20 protein-coding genes and 1 pseudogene are annotated in these 15,846 nt (G+C 30.5%); 20 read left to right on the top strand and 1 reads right to left on the bottom strand.

Annotated elements, in window-relative coordinates; all coding sequences use genetic code 11:
• Window positions 1-4 precede the first annotated feature (4 nt).
• From QMQ21_RS07825 to QMQ21_RS07815, 3 genes and pseudogenes are all read left to right on the top strand, one after another.
• Entirely contained in the window at window positions 5-370 is a 366-nt protein-coding gene (locus QMQ21_RS07825; protein WP_119919523.1) for a MobC family plasmid mobilization relaxosome protein, read from the top strand.
• Window positions 357-2,186 carry an SAG1250 family conjugative relaxase gene (locus QMQ21_RS07820; protein WP_119919522.1) on the top strand — a complete coding sequence of 610 codons (1,830 nt, stop codon included), beginning with the start codon at window positions 357-359 and terminating at the stop codon, window positions 2,184-2,186. Before QMQ21_RS07825 ends, QMQ21_RS07820 begins: the two co-directional genes overlap by 14 nt.
• Window positions 2,187-2,373: 187 nt before the next feature.
• A pseudogene (locus QMQ21_RS07815) lies at window positions 2,374-2,748 on the top strand (IS110 family transposase); the annotation flags it as partial.
• A gap of 482 nt (window positions 2,749-3,230) precedes the next feature.
• Here the strand turns inward: QMQ21_RS07815 and QMQ21_RS07810 are convergent.
• On the bottom strand, window positions 3,231-4,076 hold the full coding sequence (locus QMQ21_RS07810) for a helix-turn-helix domain-containing protein (RefSeq protein ID WP_119919521.1): 846 nt from the start codon (window positions 4,074-4,076) through the stop codon (window positions 3,231-3,233).
• A gap of 60 nt (window positions 4,077-4,136) precedes the next feature.
• Here QMQ21_RS07810 and QMQ21_RS19460 point away from each other — a divergent pair, with 60 nt between their 5' ends.
• The 17 genes from QMQ21_RS19460 (at window position 4,137) to QMQ21_RS07730 (ending at window position 15,838) form a co-directional block, all read left to right on the top strand.
• Window positions 4,137-4,226 carry an SHP2/SHP3 family peptide pheromone gene (locus QMQ21_RS19460; RefSeq protein ID WP_375136960.1) on the top strand — a complete coding sequence of 30 codons (90 nt, stop codon included), beginning with the start codon at window positions 4,137-4,139 and terminating at the stop codon, window positions 4,224-4,226.
• A 64-nt stretch (window positions 4,227-4,290) separates the two neighbouring features.
• The gene (locus QMQ21_RS07805; protein ID WP_261814205.1) at window positions 4,291-4,521 is read left to right on the top strand and encodes a hypothetical protein; all 231 of its coding nucleotides are present in this window, start codon (window positions 4,291-4,293) and stop codon (window positions 4,519-4,521) included.
• A 110-nt stretch (window positions 4,522-4,631) separates the two neighbouring features.
• Window positions 4,632-5,444 carry a hypothetical protein gene (locus QMQ21_RS07800; RefSeq protein ID WP_261814204.1) on the top strand — a complete coding sequence of 271 codons (813 nt, stop codon included), beginning with the start codon at window positions 4,632-4,634 and terminating at the stop codon, window positions 5,442-5,444.
• A complete protein-coding gene (locus QMQ21_RS07795) occupies window positions 5,434-5,946 on the top strand; it encodes a UDP-glucose 6-dehydrogenase family protein (protein WP_261814203.1) in 513 nt (170 codons plus the stop codon). The genes QMQ21_RS07800 and QMQ21_RS07795 overlap by 11 nt, the downstream gene beginning before the upstream one ends.
• A complete protein-coding gene (locus tag QMQ21_RS07790) occupies window positions 5,936-6,628 on the top strand; it encodes a UDP binding domain-containing protein (RefSeq protein WP_261814202.1) in 693 nt (230 codons plus the stop codon). The genes QMQ21_RS07795 and QMQ21_RS07790 overlap by 11 nt, the downstream gene beginning before the upstream one ends.
• Before the next feature lie 28 nt (window positions 6,629-6,656).
• A complete protein-coding gene (locus QMQ21_RS07785; protein ID WP_165852380.1) occupies window positions 6,657-7,850 on the top strand; it encodes an ATP-grasp domain-containing protein in 1,194 nt (397 codons plus the stop codon).
• The gene (locus QMQ21_RS07780) at window positions 7,851-9,071 is read left to right on the top strand and encodes a Gfo/Idh/MocA family protein (RefSeq protein WP_061842173.1); all 1,221 of its coding nucleotides are present in this window, start codon (window positions 7,851-7,853) and stop codon (window positions 9,069-9,071) included.
• Between the two features lie 24 nt (window positions 9,072-9,095).
• A complete protein-coding gene (locus tag QMQ21_RS07775) occupies window positions 9,096-9,239 on the top strand; it encodes an SDR family NAD(P)-dependent oxidoreductase (protein WP_261814201.1) in 144 nt (47 codons plus the stop codon).
• Complete coding sequence (locus tag QMQ21_RS07770; RefSeq protein WP_345774404.1) at window positions 9,214-9,816, top strand: SDR family NAD(P)-dependent oxidoreductase; 603 nt, start codon at window positions 9,214-9,216, stop codon at window positions 9,814-9,816. The genes QMQ21_RS07775 and QMQ21_RS07770 overlap by 26 nt, the downstream gene beginning before the upstream one ends.
• Entirely contained in the window at window positions 9,782-10,732 is a 951-nt protein-coding gene (locus QMQ21_RS07765) for a phosphotransferase (protein ID WP_120007832.1), read from the top strand. The genes QMQ21_RS07770 and QMQ21_RS07765 overlap by 35 nt, the downstream gene beginning before the upstream one ends.
• Window positions 10,722-11,504, top strand: coding sequence for a 1-deoxy-D-xylulose-5-phosphate synthase N-terminal domain-containing protein (locus QMQ21_RS07760; RefSeq protein ID WP_120007834.1), 783 nt, complete (start codon window positions 10,722-10,724; stop codon window positions 11,502-11,504). The genes QMQ21_RS07765 and QMQ21_RS07760 overlap by 11 nt, the downstream gene beginning before the upstream one ends.
• Window positions 11,491-12,375, top strand: a complete 885-nt coding sequence (locus QMQ21_RS07755) for a transketolase family protein (RefSeq protein ID WP_120007836.1) — start codon at window positions 11,491-11,493, stop codon at window positions 12,373-12,375. Before QMQ21_RS07760 ends, QMQ21_RS07755 begins: the two co-directional genes overlap by 14 nt.
• 18 nt (window positions 12,376-12,393) lie before the next feature.
• Entirely contained in the window at window positions 12,394-13,074 is a 681-nt protein-coding gene (locus tag QMQ21_RS07750; protein WP_261814200.1) for an AMP-binding protein, read from the top strand.
• Window positions 13,075-13,106: 32 nt separating this feature from the next.
• Window positions 13,107-13,739, top strand: a complete 633-nt coding sequence (locus QMQ21_RS07745; RefSeq protein ID WP_261814199.1) for an AMP-binding protein — start codon at window positions 13,107-13,109, stop codon at window positions 13,737-13,739.
• Entirely contained in the window at window positions 13,733-14,605 is an 873-nt protein-coding gene (locus tag QMQ21_RS07740) for an acyl carrier protein (protein ID WP_261814198.1), read from the top strand. Before QMQ21_RS07745 ends, QMQ21_RS07740 begins: the two co-directional genes overlap by 7 nt.
• Entirely contained in the window at window positions 14,598-15,233 is a 636-nt protein-coding gene (locus QMQ21_RS07735) for a 4'-phosphopantetheinyl transferase family protein (protein ID WP_120007837.1), read from the top strand. Before QMQ21_RS07740 ends, QMQ21_RS07735 begins: the two co-directional genes overlap by 8 nt.
• On the top strand, window positions 15,230-15,838 hold the full coding sequence (locus QMQ21_RS07730; RefSeq protein ID WP_061842180.1) for a Type 1 glutamine amidotransferase-like domain-containing protein: 609 nt from the start codon (window positions 15,230-15,232) through the stop codon (window positions 15,836-15,838). The genes QMQ21_RS07735 and QMQ21_RS07730 overlap by 4 nt, the downstream gene beginning before the upstream one ends.
• Window positions 15,839-15,846 lie beyond the last annotated feature (8 nt).

The following is a 15,846-nucleotide window of genomic DNA, read 5'->3' as shown; positions in this document are numbered from 1 at the left end:
GTATATGGAACATCGTTACCGAACCAATCTCAAGAAAGTGTTTCTGTCTGATAGCGAATTGAGTCAATTGAAACATTGTATTGGCCAAAGCGGCTGCAAATCTTTTTCTGAATATGCGAGACGAACTTTGCTTGACCCTGGTATGAATTTCATTACCATTGACACAAACGGTTATCAAGATTTGGTGTTTGAGCTGAAGAGGATTGGCAACAACATCAACCAGATTGCAAGAAGTGTCAATCGATCTCAATTGATTTCAAGTGAAGAGTTGCAAAACTTGAAAAAAGGAATAGCTGACTTGATAAAAGAGGTTGATAAAGAATTTATAATTCAAGTTCAAAAGCTGAGGGAGTTCTATGGTCATCACTAAGCATTTTGCCATTCACGGAAAGAGTTACCGTAGAAAGCTCATCAAGTACATTCTCAATCCAGATAAGACCAAGAACCTTGCCTTGGTATCGGACTATGCCATGAGAAACTTTCTTGATTTTCCCAGTTATGAAGAGTTGGTGCAGATGTATCAGGAAAATTTCATCAGTAACGATACGCTTTACGATTTTCGTCATGACAGACAGGAGGAGAATCAAAGAAAAATTCATGCTCACCACATCATTCAGTCTTTCTCTCTAGATGATCATCTCACTCCTGAACAAATCAATCGGATTGGCTATAAGACCATAAAGGAGTTGACGGGTGGAAAATTTCGTTTTATCGTTGCGACCCACGTTGATAAAGACCACCTGCACAATCATATTATCATCAATTCAGTAGATAGCAATTCGGACAAAAAACTCAAGTGGAACTACAAAGTAGAGCGAAATCTTCGTATGATTTCTGACCGTTTTTCTAAAATTGCAGGGGCTAAAATCATTGAGAATCGCTATTCTCATCAGCAGTATGAAGTCTATAGTAAGACTAATCACAAGTACGAACTCAAGCAACGACTTTATTTTTTGATAGAACATTCTAGGGACTTCGAGGATTTCAAAAAGAACGCTCCGTTACTACATGTAGAAATAGATTTCAGTCACAAGCATGCGACCTTTTTTATGACGGATTCAACTATGAAACAGGTGGTGCGTGGCAACAAACTCAATTGCAAGCAGCCTTACACAGAAGGATTTTTCAAGAAATACTTTGCCAAAAGGGAAATGGAAAACCTCATGGAATTTCTCTTGCCGAAAGTTGAGAATGTAGGTGATTTACTTCAAAAAGCAAAACTCTTTGGACTAACTATCAATCCTAAGCAAAAGCATGTTTATTTTCGATTTGCAGGAGTGGAGGTAAAGGAGACAGAACTAGACCAGAAAAATCTTTATGATGTGGAGTTTTTCCAAGATTATTTTGAGAAGAAACAGGATTGTCAAGCTCCAAAAGTTGAGGATTTAGTTCTAGTTTACCAAAAAGAGAAATTCTCCAAAGAAAAAGAACACCCAACGGAGGAGGAGTTCTGGAAGTCCTATCAAGAGTTTAAGAGTAACAGAGATGCCGTGCATGAATTTGAGGTGGAGTTGAAACTCAATCAAATTGAAAAAGTAGTAGATGATGGAATCTACATCAAGGTCAAGTTTGGTATTCGTCAGGAGGGACTTATCTTTGTGCCGAATATGCAGCTTGATATGGAAGAGGACAAGGTGAAGGTTTTTATCAGGGAAACCAGCTCCTACTATGTTTACCACAAAGACGCTTCCGAGAAAAACCGCTATATGAAAGGTCGAACATTGATTAGACAGTTCAGCACTGAAAATCAAACTATTCCATTTCGCAGAAAGACAACTGTGGAGATGCTTAAAGAGAAGATTGCAGAAGTAGATGCTTTACTTGAGCTGGATGTGAAAAATCAATCTTATATCACGATTAAAGATGAGCTAGTCCATGAACTGGCAGCGTCTGAATTGAGAATCAATGCTTTACAAGAACGTATGACAATCTTAAATCAAGTAGCGGAATATTTACTGGATTCAGTTGAGAAAAAGCAAGAAATGAAATTGAAGTTTTCAAAGCTGAATATAGCAGAGTTAGTTTCATTTGAACAAGTGAATGAAGAAGTAAAGATATTGCAAGAGGAATTAGGTATACATCTTGAAGAATATAAAGAACTAGTGAAGAGGTTAGAGATGTTTGTGAAAGTGCTGGAAACTAGTGAAGATTTAGATAAAAAATTTAAGACAGAGTTACTGTTGTAATTAGAAAATAGTCTTATATTATACTGTTCTCAAAAAGTTAGATAGATATCTATTCAATTGACGAGCACCCCAAAATATCGCTTTAAAGCATGAGTATAAAAATACGACACAAACCCAGTTGATAAGCCCTCTATTATTTTTCAAGGAGGAAAATCTCGTGGATATCTTATACTAATCCTGTGCAGGAATTGATGTTCACTAATCAAATGTTGTGGTCTGTATCCTTCACGGCCTCCTCACTTCTACTCGTCCAAAACGTGAGGAAGCACGAATCGATACAACTACTCATGGATTAAAGGATTGTCACAACTTCTTACAACAGTTTGAAGTGCAGGCAGTAGGGATGGGAAGTATAGGTGTTGACTGGAGACCTGTCTGGCATGCCTTGTGAGATGACTTTGAACTCATTTTAGCCAATCCTGCTCACATGAAAAATATTTCTGATAAAAAGACAGATAAGAAAGACTCTCACTGGATTGTCAAACTCACTCGAATTGGTTTACTTCCTAAATCCTTCGTCCCTGATGAGTCCATTCAAGAATTGCGGGAACTAACGCACCAATTGTAAAAATCAATATAATGTTGAATAGGATTATCTAATCCATCCACGTAGCACTTTATCCCCCTTCTTGCAACTTATCACTTAAAGAATGAATGTTTTCGTTTACAGCGGATTCTAGCAACTAAACCCAGTACTTTTTGTGATAGATGATAAATACTCGATTCTCATTTCAAGCGTAATTCGGTGATAATCATAGTTTCCTTTGTGTTCAGTGAAAATGGATTGAACTTCCTCTTTGAGAGCCTTATTTTTATCAAGATTTTCAAGCTACTTGAGCTGATAGTAGTAGAATCGAACGAGCCAATTTGGTAATCTCGAGCAGAAGTGCTAGTCTGAATGTTCCCGCAACAATATCTCTAACTGTTTTAGCCGTTCTCGCTTTCAAAGATTCATTTTCGACTCGAAGCTATTTCCGTTATTTCTTCTATTTTTTGGCGTAATGCAATACTCCTGAATGGACCTATTTCACCATCTAACTGTTATTATTGTACATACTTATCATAGTGTTCTTGATACTGTAACTTAATATTATGCTCTCCTAGTATTTCAAGTATTTGTAGTGCTTGTTTCATCTTCTCTATGCCTTTCTGATCCTTATTTCTGAATTCAAAATATCCACATGTATACAGAAAGACGGTTTGTTCATAATAGTTCAATTCGTTATTTAATAGTTTTTTAATCTCTTTAATTAGAAAAGTACAATTTTGAAATTCTCCCTCATCAATACTAACAACAAGACAATTAATCGATAATTGTGTAATAAGTCGTTTATTTGTCTTGTTTAAAGTTGAGTAGATATAATTTTTTAACATCTCTTTTGTTAATAAAAAGGCAGAGTTATATTGAATTGTTCGTATACAATTAGCTAGTAATATAATTTCATAGTAACCCCAATCCTCAACTTTGAACAAATAGTCAGTTAATTCTTCTAAGTCAGCTTCAGATGGTGAAATACTATTATCTAATGTGTAGATTATTGATTTTACCATTGTTTGTTCCAATGCATTAAGGTGGTAAAATGTTGAATCAGAGAGCAATGCTTTTATATTATTAACATTTTGAAGTAAGTATTCTTTACGGATATATTGTACTAGATTACCAAAAGATACTGTTTGTGTATATTTCGTATCGTGAAGAATAAGAAACTCATCCAGAGAAATATGTAATTTATCTAATATATTGATAAGTCGCACACAAGATATCTCAGATTCTCCTCGTTCGAACCTAGAAATTTGTGATTTAGATAGATGTTCATCAGCAATGGCACATAGGCTTACTTGTTTACTTTTACGTACTTTTCTGAGTGTTTGACCAAGTTTAGATTTCATAATTCCCACTTTCACAACAAAATTTTAAAAGATTTTTATTTATTATATAATAAATAAAAAATGAAAGGAAGTAATAATATGAAAAAATTATCAAAATTTATACCAATCTTAATAATAATCATGGATATTATTATTATTGTTGGTGGCTAAAATGCTTAAGTATTAAAATAATAACATTACCTATGTATCTGAAAATAGAAGGTAAGAGAAATGTATGAAAGTATTAATAGGAGCAGAAAATTTTGGATTTGGTCCAGTTTCTAAATTAAGAACTATTATCGATATGAGTATGTTATCCAAGTGTGATTTATATTTTATTGGTACTATTGAAATTTATAATTTTTTAAGAAGAAATCTAGAGCTAGAGATTAAAATGATTGATAATTTTCAATTAGCAAATAAGATTTCATTTGACTATATAGTTTCAGTAATGGAACCTCTTTAATTCTTTATGGCAAATACTCAAATATTCCAACTTGTTTTGTTGATAGTTTATTTGAATTTTGGAATTGGGAGAAAGATGATATTAGGCAAATCGAAAATCTAAAAAAAAGTATGGATCAAGAATATGAATTTGATAATTGGTTATCCAGATATTCAAAATTATCCAATCATCAGCAAGAACTACTTGCTTATTTATTTGCTGATGAAATTTTTGTACAGACAGCTTGGCAGGTGAAAAATAGAGATTTTTTGAATAACAAAATTAAAAAGGTGCGTCCAATAGTTGATACAAGATTTGTTGCTGAAGAATCTTATGAACGTAACAGCATTATTATTTCATTATCTGGAATGAATAACCCTTTGATTAGTAAAGAAGATAATTTACAATATATAAAATTTATATCCAAAGTAATTAATAGGACTCCATTGTTAAAAGATGCACTTGTGACAGTTAGCCCACAATACCTAGACGAAGCTAAAAAAATTATTGAAAACAAAGTTGTATCTTTGACTCATACTGAGTTTTTGAAAAAGTTATCTCATTCTCACTTTGTACTTGCACCTATGGGATTGACAACATTTTTTGAGGCTCTTGAATACAAGACAATATTTGTTCCGCTTCCTGAATATCATCATGGACATATTTGGAATTGGAGAAAAATTAACAAGGAACTTGGCAATCTACCGAAAGTACTAATTTCGGAACATTGTGATATATTGGGAGGTGACATTAATGAAACACTTACTGCATTGTATAAAATATATAGAAGTAGGGATGCAGAATATGATTATTATATAAGTAAATCAGCTAATGAAATCAGTAATTATATGGAAAAAGAAAATAATAATTTTTTTAATGTAGAGATGAATTCATCAATTAATGAATATATAAATGATTTTGTAGGTAATAATAATGTCCAATAGTAAGGTAGTGGTTTTTGGAGCAGGTTATGTAGGCTTGCCATTGGCTATTCTATTATCAAGGGTAACTCAGGTAACTTTATATGATATTAATCAAGACATAGTCCAAAAAATAAATAACAGAGTATCTCCGATAATGGATGCGGAGTTATCTAAAGAGTTAAAGAAAAGTGAAAATATCAGTGCTACATCAAATCTAGATATTGCATTAAAAGGAGCAACATATGCTGTGGTTTGTACGCCAACCAACTACAATAAATTGCTTAAGAGTTTGGACACTTCAATTGTAGAGAGGAATATTGCTCAAATTATAAATTTTAACCCTAATATTACGATTATTATCCGTTCGACAGTTCCTATTGGTTTTACAGATAGTCAAAACTCAAAGTTTATAGGAAGTGAAATAATATTTTCTCCTGAATTTTTAAGAGAGGGAAACTCATTTAGTGATAGTATTAGTCCGAGTAGAGTAATAATGGGTTCAGAATTCGAAGATGGCAAATGATTTCGTCAATATCCTAAAGAATTGTTTTGTCAATAATCCGAAAGTGATGATGACAACAAATAAGGAAGCTGAAACGATTAAGTTATTTTCCAATGCGTATTTAGCAATGAGGGTAGCCTTTTTCAATGAGTTAGATAGTTTTGCTATTGATCAAAGAATGGATACTAAAGCAATAATTGAAGGAATGTGTTCAGACACACGAATAGGTAATTACTACAACAATCCAAGTTTTGGTTATGGAGGGTATTGCCTACCTAAAGATACACTACAGTTAAATAAAAGTATGGAGAAGTTGAAAGCTCCATTAATTTCTAGTATTTCACAATCTAACCACGAAAGGTTATCATTTCTTGCCAGTAAAATAGTAAATGAGAAAGGAAAAATAATTGGATTCTATAGATTAGTGATGAAGGAAGGATCTGACAATTTTAGAAATTCATCATCCATAGAATTATTGAAAAAAATTGATAAAAACGTTGAGGTACTTATTTATGAGCCTCTTTTAGATGATATTGATTCTATTGTTGGGAATAGAATCAATATATCATTAGTAAATGATCTGAATAGTTTTTTTGAAGCTTCAGATATTATTTTGGCTAACAGATATTCAAAAGAGTTAGAAGTTGTGAAAGAGAAGCTTTTTACACGCGACATATGTAATGTGGTGAAGCAGAGGGAATGATATGTTGATGATATACATAATAAATACAATGAAAGAATCCGAAGATTATTATAAAGCTTTTTTCCGTGAGTTTGATATTAAAGGAAATTTTCAAATATTACAAATTGCAGAAGATAAAGATTTCAGTGTATCAGAATCAGGATTAACTAAGTATTTTTTAAATCAATTTGAATTGTATGATTATTTAGATCGAGTTATAAACAAAAACAAGAAAAATATAGATAACATAAGAATTGTTGGGACTGATGAATTTGATGTTGATAATCTTGGATTTTTCCGTGAAGAGTACGGAATCTATGGAAAAAAATATGAGGATAGTGTTTTATTTAGAGATAAATATAGAATGAAAAAACAAATTAATTTTCCAAGCTCAGATTTCCATAAAATTAAATCTATTGCAGAATTAGTGCATATGAAAAACATTAAAGAAAAAATAGTAATCAAACCATTATGTGGCGTATCATCTAAAGATGTTTTTGTTGTTCAAAACAATAGTGAAATTAATGATGCAATGCTCAATAGAAACATATCTGATGTACTTGTTGAACAATACCAAGAAGGTGGAATGTTTCATACTGATGGTGTAGTAATGAGAGATACTAGACGAATTATTTGCTTTGCGTCTGAATATATTAATAATGGACTAGCTTATAAAGAAAATAAACCGATTGGTTCTGTTACTTTGGATTATAATTCTTCTTTATCATCTAGATTAATTAAAGCTACTGAATTACTACTAAAACAATTTCCTTCTTCAGAGTCATATGTCTTTCATGCAGAGTGGTTTGTTAGAGGAGAAGATATTGTTTTCAATGAAGTTGCGAGTAGATTTGGAGGAGGTTTGATATGTAGATGTCTTAGAAAAAAATATGGAATTGACCTTGTAAAACTTCATTTGCTTTCTCAAATTAGAGATGTAGATGACAGAGATATAAAATTAAATGAAAGCTCTACAATTTCAGGTTGGATTTATGTTCCGCAAGGTGAAAATAAAGAAATTGAAAGTTTCTTAGAACAAGATATCCCAAGTCACATAAACATTATATCTGAAAAACATCATAAGAAAAAGGGAGTGCAAAGAAAATTAAGTAGGTCTGTAGACTACATTAGTGCTTATGAAATTGTTCAAGATTCTATTCGAGAAACAAGAGAATGCTTAATAAAATTAGCCGAAATTACTGAAAAAACAATTAACTATAAAAAAAACGATAAGGAGAAATAAATGTCTGGATTAGGAATTCAAGGAGAATTAATCAATGAAGAAAATGCTCCTAAAATTGCTGTAATAGGATGTGGAAGCCATAGTTTTAGAAATATTTTTCCAACATTCCAATATTTAAATATTGAATTGGTTGCAACGTGTGACTTAATCGAAGAAAAAGCACAACGGTATGCTAGACAATTTGGTGCCCAAAAATTCTATACAGATTATAGAATAATGTTACAAAATGAAACATTGGATGGTGTTATTATGGTGCTAGGATACGGTTCTAAGGGAGAGCCATTATATCCAGAAATTGTTAATGATGTATTAAAAAAAGGAGTATCGGTTTGGATAGAGAAACCGCCAGCAGCTAATTCAATGTTAATTGAGGAATTTATAGAGAGTGAAAAGCAATCAAATGGTAGTTTTCTACAAGTAGGTTTTAAAAAAATGTTTATGCCGAGCTCCATTGAGATGAAAAATATTATTGATAGTGAATCATTTGGTAAGCCAACTAGCTATTATATGAAATATAATGTTGATTTACCACATGATAGTTCAGATTTAAGATTACCATCTAGTCGAAGATTTATTGATGATTACGTTCATGTTGCATCAATGCAACAATTTCTATTTGGACCAGCCTCAAAAGTAATATATTTTAATAATTCGGATGAAAGTGGATTTGCGAATTTCTTTTATGAGAGTGGTCTAATTGGTACAGTACATTTTTCACGATCTAGTTCAAAGCTCTCACCTATTGAAAGGATAGAGGTAATTGGTGAAGGAGAGAATGTTATTATGGATAATAATATCGATATTAGATACTACTCCAAAGGAAACATAGGACCGTATGGCTCCACTCCATCTTATATTCCAAAGTCTGGTAGCGTTAAAATTTTTTCACCTGAATTTTCATTAGGTCAGTTATATAACAAGGGATTATTCTTATTGGGCTATTATAATGAAATGAAGTACTTTGTAGATAATTTACGATTAAAAATGAAACCGAAAAAGGCAGGCTCAGAAGATGCACTAGCTGTAATGAAATATATTGATTCATTTACAGCAGGTTCTGGTAAAATGAATGATTTCGGTCATTATCATGTAAATAGTAATCGCATTAATGTTAATAAAGAAGTACTCAAGTGTGAAAATTGTGGAGAGAATTCTATGTATTTAAAAGATGGGTGGAATTATACATGTGTAATTTGTGGGAATACAATATCAGCAGACTGATTTATAAGAGGAATTTTAAAAAAAATGAAAAATAAGATAATTTTGGTGACTGGGGGCAGTTCTGGTATCGGCAAAGCTATTTGCGAAGAATTTGAAAGAAAAGGGGCCATCGTAGTATCAGCAAGCAGAAGGGAGGAAGAAAATTTACTTTCCCCCTTACAGCATTAATATAGATGTTACAAATAGTAAAAGTGTTAGTACTGGCATAGGGAAGGTAATCAAAAAATTTAAGAAGATTGATGTATTGATTAATAACTCAGGTATTTTTAAAATGGGAGAATCTTTGTCTTTTGCGGAAAAGGATTGGGATAAAGTTTTAGAAACAAATTTAAAAGGATGTTTTCTAATGTCTAGAGGAGTTTTTCCATATATGAAAGAAAATCAATTTGGTAAAATAATCAATATTGGTTCACTACTTTCTCATTCAGCATTCCCTAATAGAGCTGCATATGGAGCAAGTAAAACAGGAGTTTTGGGTTTAACTAGAACGCTAGCTATTGAATGGATTAAGGATGGTGTATATGTAAACTCTATCTCTCCAGGAATGATTGATATAGGGAGAGAGCATCCGTCTAAAAGTGTTACAGAATCTAAAATATTATCCAAAATACCAATCAAAAGACTGGGTAAACCAAAAGATATAGCAAAAGTTGCATTATTCTTAGCTTCAGAGGATTCAAATTACATAGTTGGAGAGGATATAAGAGTTGATGGGGGATGGCTGTCAAATGGTTACTTTGAATGAAATCTTGCGTGAGACACCAACAAGTAATCTAATAAAATTGGGTAAAAATGTTCTTAAAGTTCCTAAATTCGGAGAAAATAATGACTATATAAAGGAAAAATTTTTCTGTCAACAATTGTATAGTAAATTTAAACAATTTACAATTGAGGCAAAAGTAGTCAAGATGAATGGAGAAGAGGGCATACTTATGGAAAACATGGTTAATAGGGGGTATTCTACCCCAGAATATGCTATCCCGATTAAATTATCAGATATAAAAAAAAATATTTGTATTTTATCAAAATTGCATAGTCATAAACTATCTCAATTAGAAAAATCCAAAATATATAATTTTTTATTGTCGTTAGAAAATTTAGAAAAACATAGTACAGGTGTTAACAGTTGTACAGTTGTTAATGGTGATATAATAAATTTTAATCAATTCAAATTTTATGAACATGTAGTAGATAACGCTATAAAAGACTTTCAAGGAATTTTAACTAAATCACAATTAAAACATCTAATATATTTAAAGAAGAATTTAAAGGAAATATTGAACATAGAAACTGAGAATTCAGTCTTTTTACACGGAGATGCCCATCCATGGAATTTTATTTACTCAGAAAGCGATATTAGATTGATTGACTGGCAAACATGGTATTTGGGAAGACCAACTAATGACCTAGTACATCTATTAGTAATGCACAATTCCTATGCAAGACGAAAAGCCTTGAAAGAATCAGTTTTAGCAGACTATGTTTCTAATGTATATAATTCCAATTTCGGACTTTTTAAATTACATTATAAGCTGTCAGTATATAGACAGTTGTTATTAGTCTTAATTCAGAGACAGAGTAATAAAATACTTCCAAGTGTTTGGGTACTGAATTTAGAGAGGGTTTTATTTGAAATAGAGGATAATATATATGACTCTTAGTAAAAAAGATTCGCTTGAAATTAGAAAAGAAATATTGAAATATTCTATAGGAAAAAGGGTTCATATAGGTTCAATGTTTTCTTTAGTGGAGATTTTATTATATTTATTTTATGAAAAGATGTTAATTGAGAAGGATTCGTTTATATTATCGAAAGGGCATGCAGCTCTATTAGAGTATATAATAATGAACAATCTTAATAGATTTTCATCTAATGAAAATCTACAAAAATATGGGAGCTTAAGTTCTAACTTAGGAACACACCCAGAGACTACAACTTCTTTTATAGAAGTCCCCACTGGATCATTAGGAAATGGTTTAGGGATAGCGATAGGGAGAGCTATTTATCAAAAGTATTATTCAAAAGGAAGTAGAATATATGTCGTGTTAGGGGATGGAGAATTAAATGAAGGAGCAATTTGGGAAGGATTTCAACAAGCACCAAGATTTGAATTATCAAATTTATTTGTGATTATCGATAATAATAAACTGCAGATGGTTAGAGAATCAGTTGTTAATAATGGTAAAAACTATAAAACAATTTTTGAATTATTAGGATGGGATGTAGAAATTGTTGATGGTCATAGTTTTAATTCAATTAATCAGGGAATTGAAAAACTAGAAAATAGCGAGAAACCTAAAATTTTAATAGCAAATACAATTAAAGGAAAAGGAATAAAAGAATTTGAAGGAAATAACATATGGCATAATAATTTGATAAGCTCTAGTGAGTATCGAAAATTTGCTAAGGAGTTAGATAATGCTTTTGAATAATTATACCTCAATAAGACAGAATTTTGAAGCAATAGATAGAAAACTATATCAACTGTCTCCTGAATCATATAAAGTTTCAATGGATGGGTGCGGTTTGTTTGGATATACAAATTTAGTTGATCCTAAAAAAATTATTGATGTAGGAATAAGTGAACAACTTGCTTGTCAGGTTCTTTTTGGTTTGTCAATAAGTAATGACACAAAGGTATATCTCTCAGGTATGAGTTCATTTATTCTAAGGAGATCATACGAACAATTAAAATTATATATCAATAATGAAGTGCCCAATGTCACAATTATTGGTTATGGTTCGGGAGTGTCATATGGTGCATTAGGGCCATCCCATCATATTGAAGAAGATTTAGCCCTATTGAAGCTGTTAGACAATATAAAAGTATATGTCCCTCATTCAATACAATCATTCGAAAAAAAACTCATACATAATCTTGATGAAAAATTTCCTGTATATTTTAGAATTCCAAATGAATTACCAAATAACTTACTGCTACATGGTAAGTATTTAGAAGAGAATGTTGACGAAGATATTACTTTATATAAGAAGCCTGAAATCTCTAAGAAGCTAATAATAGTGACAGGATTTTTAACACAAAGCATAATTGATAAATTTAAAGAAGAGCCTGGGATTGACGTAATGTCAATTGAAGTATTAAAAAAATTAAATATCATTAAATTATTGTTAAATTCTTATCTTGAGATTGAAATTATTCAAGATGCAAGGTCAGATACAGGAATAATTCCGTTGATTTTAGAGCAGTTGGATACTACTAAAAAAATCACTATAAAAGGTTTTGATAAACATAAGACAGGTGCAAATTTATCTGAAATGCTAAAAATAAATAATTTGATTTAGAATATATGTGAGGATGTTATGAAAACAAATAAAAATATTTTCATTGCTCGAATTTTAGATAATTGTTTAAAATATAAGGATGAAATTTCAATATATTCAACTGAACGCTGCATTACTTATAAAGAATTATACAGTTTAATTATGCAAAAGTCGAAAACATTAGATGCTATGGGAATATTTAATTCCTGTATTAGTCTAGATATTACAGACAGAATTGAATACATTATAACAATTTTATCTTTAATGGATCATAATTGTACATTTGTACCTACTACATTATTTCCTGAAGAGAGAAAAAAATATGTAAATGATGTTTCTAGGGTAGAATATATGATTACAGATAAAGATATAGTAAAAGTATCTGATGGTATTCCAAATTTAGATATAGCCTATATAATGTTTACGTCTGGGTCCACAGGTCTACCTAAAGGTGTTCCTATTAGTTACACTTCATTATATAATGCTATTTTAAGTATTGGTAAAAGATTAGGCTACACATCTGGAGATACTTTTGCATTTTTAACAACTTCAACATTTGATATTTCTCTTTTAGAAATATTATTACCATTATTTTATGGTGGGTCGGTCTTTGTATCCAAATTCTCTATGCAATCTAATCCATTAGAGCTCATAGAAGAGATCAATAATAATAAAATAGAATTTATACAAGGGACGCCAACAACTTTTAAATTTCTTTAGAAGCAGGATGGGAGCATCGAGAAAAAAATATTTTGATTGGCGGGGAACAATTTGATCCAATTTTAAAAGATTTATCAACTCAAGATAATCATGTGTATAATATGTATGGACCAACGGAAGCAACCATTTGGGTTACAGTCGAAGAAATAACGAATGATACGAATCTGATAACTTGTGGTAGATGTATAGATAATGTAGAAATTAAAATATTAAATAATGAGTCTACATTTGACGAGGAAAATCAAGGTGAAGTATGTATTAGTGGAGAGTCAGTTTTTAGCGGATATTTAAATATAGAAAATTCAAATACTTTTATCTATTTTGAAAATAAAAAATTCTATAAAACAGGAGATATAGGATATTTTGACTCAAATGGCAATCTTGTAATTATCGGTCGAAAAGATGAACAAGTAAAAATTGATGGGTATAGAATTGAATTGGGAGAGATTGAGTATTGTCTAAAATCAATTATTAGAAAAACAAGCGTGTCACTGATAGTTTTAAAAATAGATGGAGAACTAGTTGTATTTATAGATGATAAATTGTTAAGTAGTGAAAAAAAACTATTAAATAACCTGCTATCAGAAAAATTGCCTAATTATATGCTTCCTAAGCATTATGTATATATGAAAAATTTACCAAAAATTCTAGCGGGAAATTGGTAAGAAAATCGCAAAAATATATTGAGAATTTTCAAAAGTATAAAGCAAATGCTATTTTAGCTATCCACAGTAACCTAAATGTAAATAATATTTTATTAACGAGATGGATAGATGTCACGGGAATAGATGTTGATTTAGATACCAATCTTCTTAAAACTGGGGCAAGTTCTATTGACTATATGATGTTTATAAATAGAGTAAATAATGAGTTGGGACTTAGTATAGATATCAGTGATATATTTGAACACAAAACATTAAAGAAAATAAATTTTGAGAGAAGGGCAAAGGATGTTAGGTTGGAAACATTTAAAAAAAGTTCAACTTCTGATAAGATTTTAGTTTTTTTAGGTACAAAGAGTGGCAAATTAAATAGTTATACAGATATGATAAATATATTTTTGAAAGAAAATATAGATATGATTGGCTTTAGTTTTCAAAATAATCTAAACCTTTCAGAAGCGATTTTGAAGATAAGTGAGGAGCTTAAAGAATTAGCATTAAATAATAAAGAAAAAGAGATAATCTTAGTAGGATATAGTTTGGGTGGGAATATTCTTCATGCTGTAACATCTTTATATAGAAAAAATTTATTCCGCAACACTCGGGGAATAATTATTGATTCTAATCCTAGAAATGTTGATAAAAATTTAATGGTGAACTATAATTATTCAGCAGATAATTATAAATCTTTTTCATCTTTGCCAACTACTTTAATTTGTGGAGCAGAGACTCAACAATATGAAGAACTTTGGGAAAATCTAATTAATATCGAACGAAAACATTCACTTAATATAGCCCACAGCATGATAATGAGAAATCCTTCTGTGAAAATGCTCAAATCATTAATCTTAGGACAAGAAAATGATTAAGCTCTATTTAGTCAATTTACAAAATGTGAATTTTAAACAGCGTAGCAATAATTTCCAAAGTGGTTTTATACCACTAAATATTTTGGAGGATGAAGCTCCTATAACTAAATTGACTATTCAGAAAAATATCAGTAAGTGTTTGATTAATAGGTATGCTAACAATCTCAATAAAAAAATTGAATACAATAAATTTGGAAAACCGTATATAAATAATGGGCTAAAATTCAATACATCAAACTCTGAAGATTTAATAGTATGTGCTGTATCTAATGAAGAAATTGGAGTTGATATTCAATACTGTTTACCCATATTTGAACAACTAGATTGTATTTTTCATAAAAAAGAATTATTAAAGATTCATTCAAAGAATCCATATGATAACGACTTATTTTATATGATATGGACGGCTAAAGAAGCGTATGTGAAATTCTTAGGTTCTAAAATAGATGATTCATTGAGATTGCTAGATTTTTCTTTATTAAAAATAGGAAAAAATCAATTTGGAAATATGTATATATACATATTTGAAATGGATAATTATTTTTTATCAATTGTTTCTGAGATTGATAAAAAAATTGAAATATACAATGTGAGTCAACAAATAATTATAGAAAGTGTTAAAAAATGAAAAGTCAAATTTTTTTAATGGGTGGAAATCCACCTATAAAAAACCATGAGATAATAAACAAAATTGTCTCGTCTTCGAAAATACAAAGAATTATCATTTTTACGGTATATAGAGATAATTGGAAACCATACATGACTAAGTATACAGAAGGTTTCCTAAGTTTTTTTGATACTCCAATAATAGAGTATTTGCTGTTGGATCGTGAAAAAATTGACTATTCTAATTATAAGGATGTTGATTTGATAATCATTGGAGGTGGAAATACAGAGTATTATATTTCCACTTATGTTAATGAGGAATTCAAAAAGTACATTAACTATAGCCTTAATGCTGGGGCAATAATCGTAGGTTTTTCTGCTGGTGCCTTATTATTAGGTGATAAAGTTTATGTTTCTCCTAATGATAATTCATCTAATAAAATAATCATAAAAAAAGGATTAGGATGTTTTAAAAATTTTTTAATTAGTGTTCATTATGATTCATGGAAAGATATAGATAATGTGAATATGGCACAAGAATTAGTTGATTCACCGATTCTTCCATTATATGATGAATCATGTCTTATATTGGATAAACTTGGGAACATTATAGAAAAAATTGTTTAGTAAGGGGA

The sequence above is a fragment of the Streptococcus bouchesdurhonensis genome (genome assembly GCF_948472335.1).
Note: the sequence above shows the minus strand (reverse complement) of the source record. Positions and strands in the feature narration are given on the sequence as shown.

What these genes read in the sequence shown, in the direction of transcription:
- QMQ21_RS07800 (WP_261814204.1), top strand. Translation starts at nt 4,632, where the DNA reads ATGGATCAAGAATATGAATTTGATAATTGGTTATCCAGATATTCAAAA.
- QMQ21_RS07750 (WP_261814200.1), top strand. Translation starts at nt 12,394, where the DNA reads ATGAAAACAAATAAAAATATTTTCATTGCTCGAATTTTAGATAATTGT.
- QMQ21_RS19460 (WP_375136960.1), top strand. Translation starts at nt 4,137, where the DNA reads ATGAAAGGAAGTAATAATATGAAAAAATTATCAAAATTTATACCAATC.
- QMQ21_RS07805 (WP_261814205.1), top strand. Translation starts at nt 4,291, where the DNA reads ATGAAAGTATTAATAGGAGCAGAAAATTTTGGATTTGGTCCAGTTTCT.
- QMQ21_RS07760 (WP_120007834.1), top strand. Translation starts at nt 10,722, where the DNA reads ATGACTCTTAGTAAAAAAGATTCGCTTGAAATTAGAAAAGAAATATTG.
- QMQ21_RS07820 (WP_119919522.1), top strand. Translation starts at nt 357, where the DNA reads ATGGTCATCACTAAGCATTTTGCCATTCACGGAAAGAGTTACCGTAGA.
- QMQ21_RS07790 (WP_261814202.1), top strand. Translation starts at nt 5,936, where the DNA reads ATGGCAAATGATTTCGTCAATATCCTAAAGAATTGTTTTGTCAATAAT.
- QMQ21_RS07765 (WP_120007832.1), top strand. Translation starts at nt 9,782, where the DNA reads ATGGGGGATGGCTGTCAAATGGTTACTTTGAATGAAATCTTGCGTGAG.
- QMQ21_RS07735 (WP_120007837.1), top strand. Translation starts at nt 14,598, where the DNA reads ATGATTAAGCTCTATTTAGTCAATTTACAAAATGTGAATTTTAAACAG.
- QMQ21_RS07755 (WP_120007836.1), top strand. Translation starts at nt 11,491, where the DNA reads ATGCTTTTGAATAATTATACCTCAATAAGACAGAATTTTGAAGCAATA.
- QMQ21_RS07825 (WP_119919523.1), top strand. Translation starts at nt 5, where the DNA reads ATGGAACATCGTTACCGAACCAATCTCAAGAAAGTGTTTCTGTCTGAT.
- QMQ21_RS07775 (WP_261814201.1), top strand. Translation starts at nt 9,096, where the DNA reads ATGAAAAATAAGATAATTTTGGTGACTGGGGGCAGTTCTGGTATCGGC.
- QMQ21_RS07795 (WP_261814203.1), top strand. Translation starts at nt 5,434, where the DNA reads ATGTCCAATAGTAAGGTAGTGGTTTTTGGAGCAGGTTATGTAGGCTTG.
- QMQ21_RS07785 (WP_165852380.1), top strand. Translation starts at nt 6,657, where the DNA reads ATGAAAGAATCCGAAGATTATTATAAAGCTTTTTTCCGTGAGTTTGAT.
- QMQ21_RS07780 (WP_061842173.1), top strand. Translation starts at nt 7,851, where the DNA reads ATGTCTGGATTAGGAATTCAAGGAGAATTAATCAATGAAGAAAATGCT.
- QMQ21_RS07730 (WP_061842180.1), top strand. Translation starts at nt 15,230, where the DNA reads ATGAAAAGTCAAATTTTTTTAATGGGTGGAAATCCACCTATAAAAAAC.
- QMQ21_RS07810 (WP_119919521.1), bottom strand. Translation starts at nt 4,076, where the DNA reads ATGAAATCTAAACTTGGTCAAACACTCAGAAAAGTACGTAAAAGTAAA.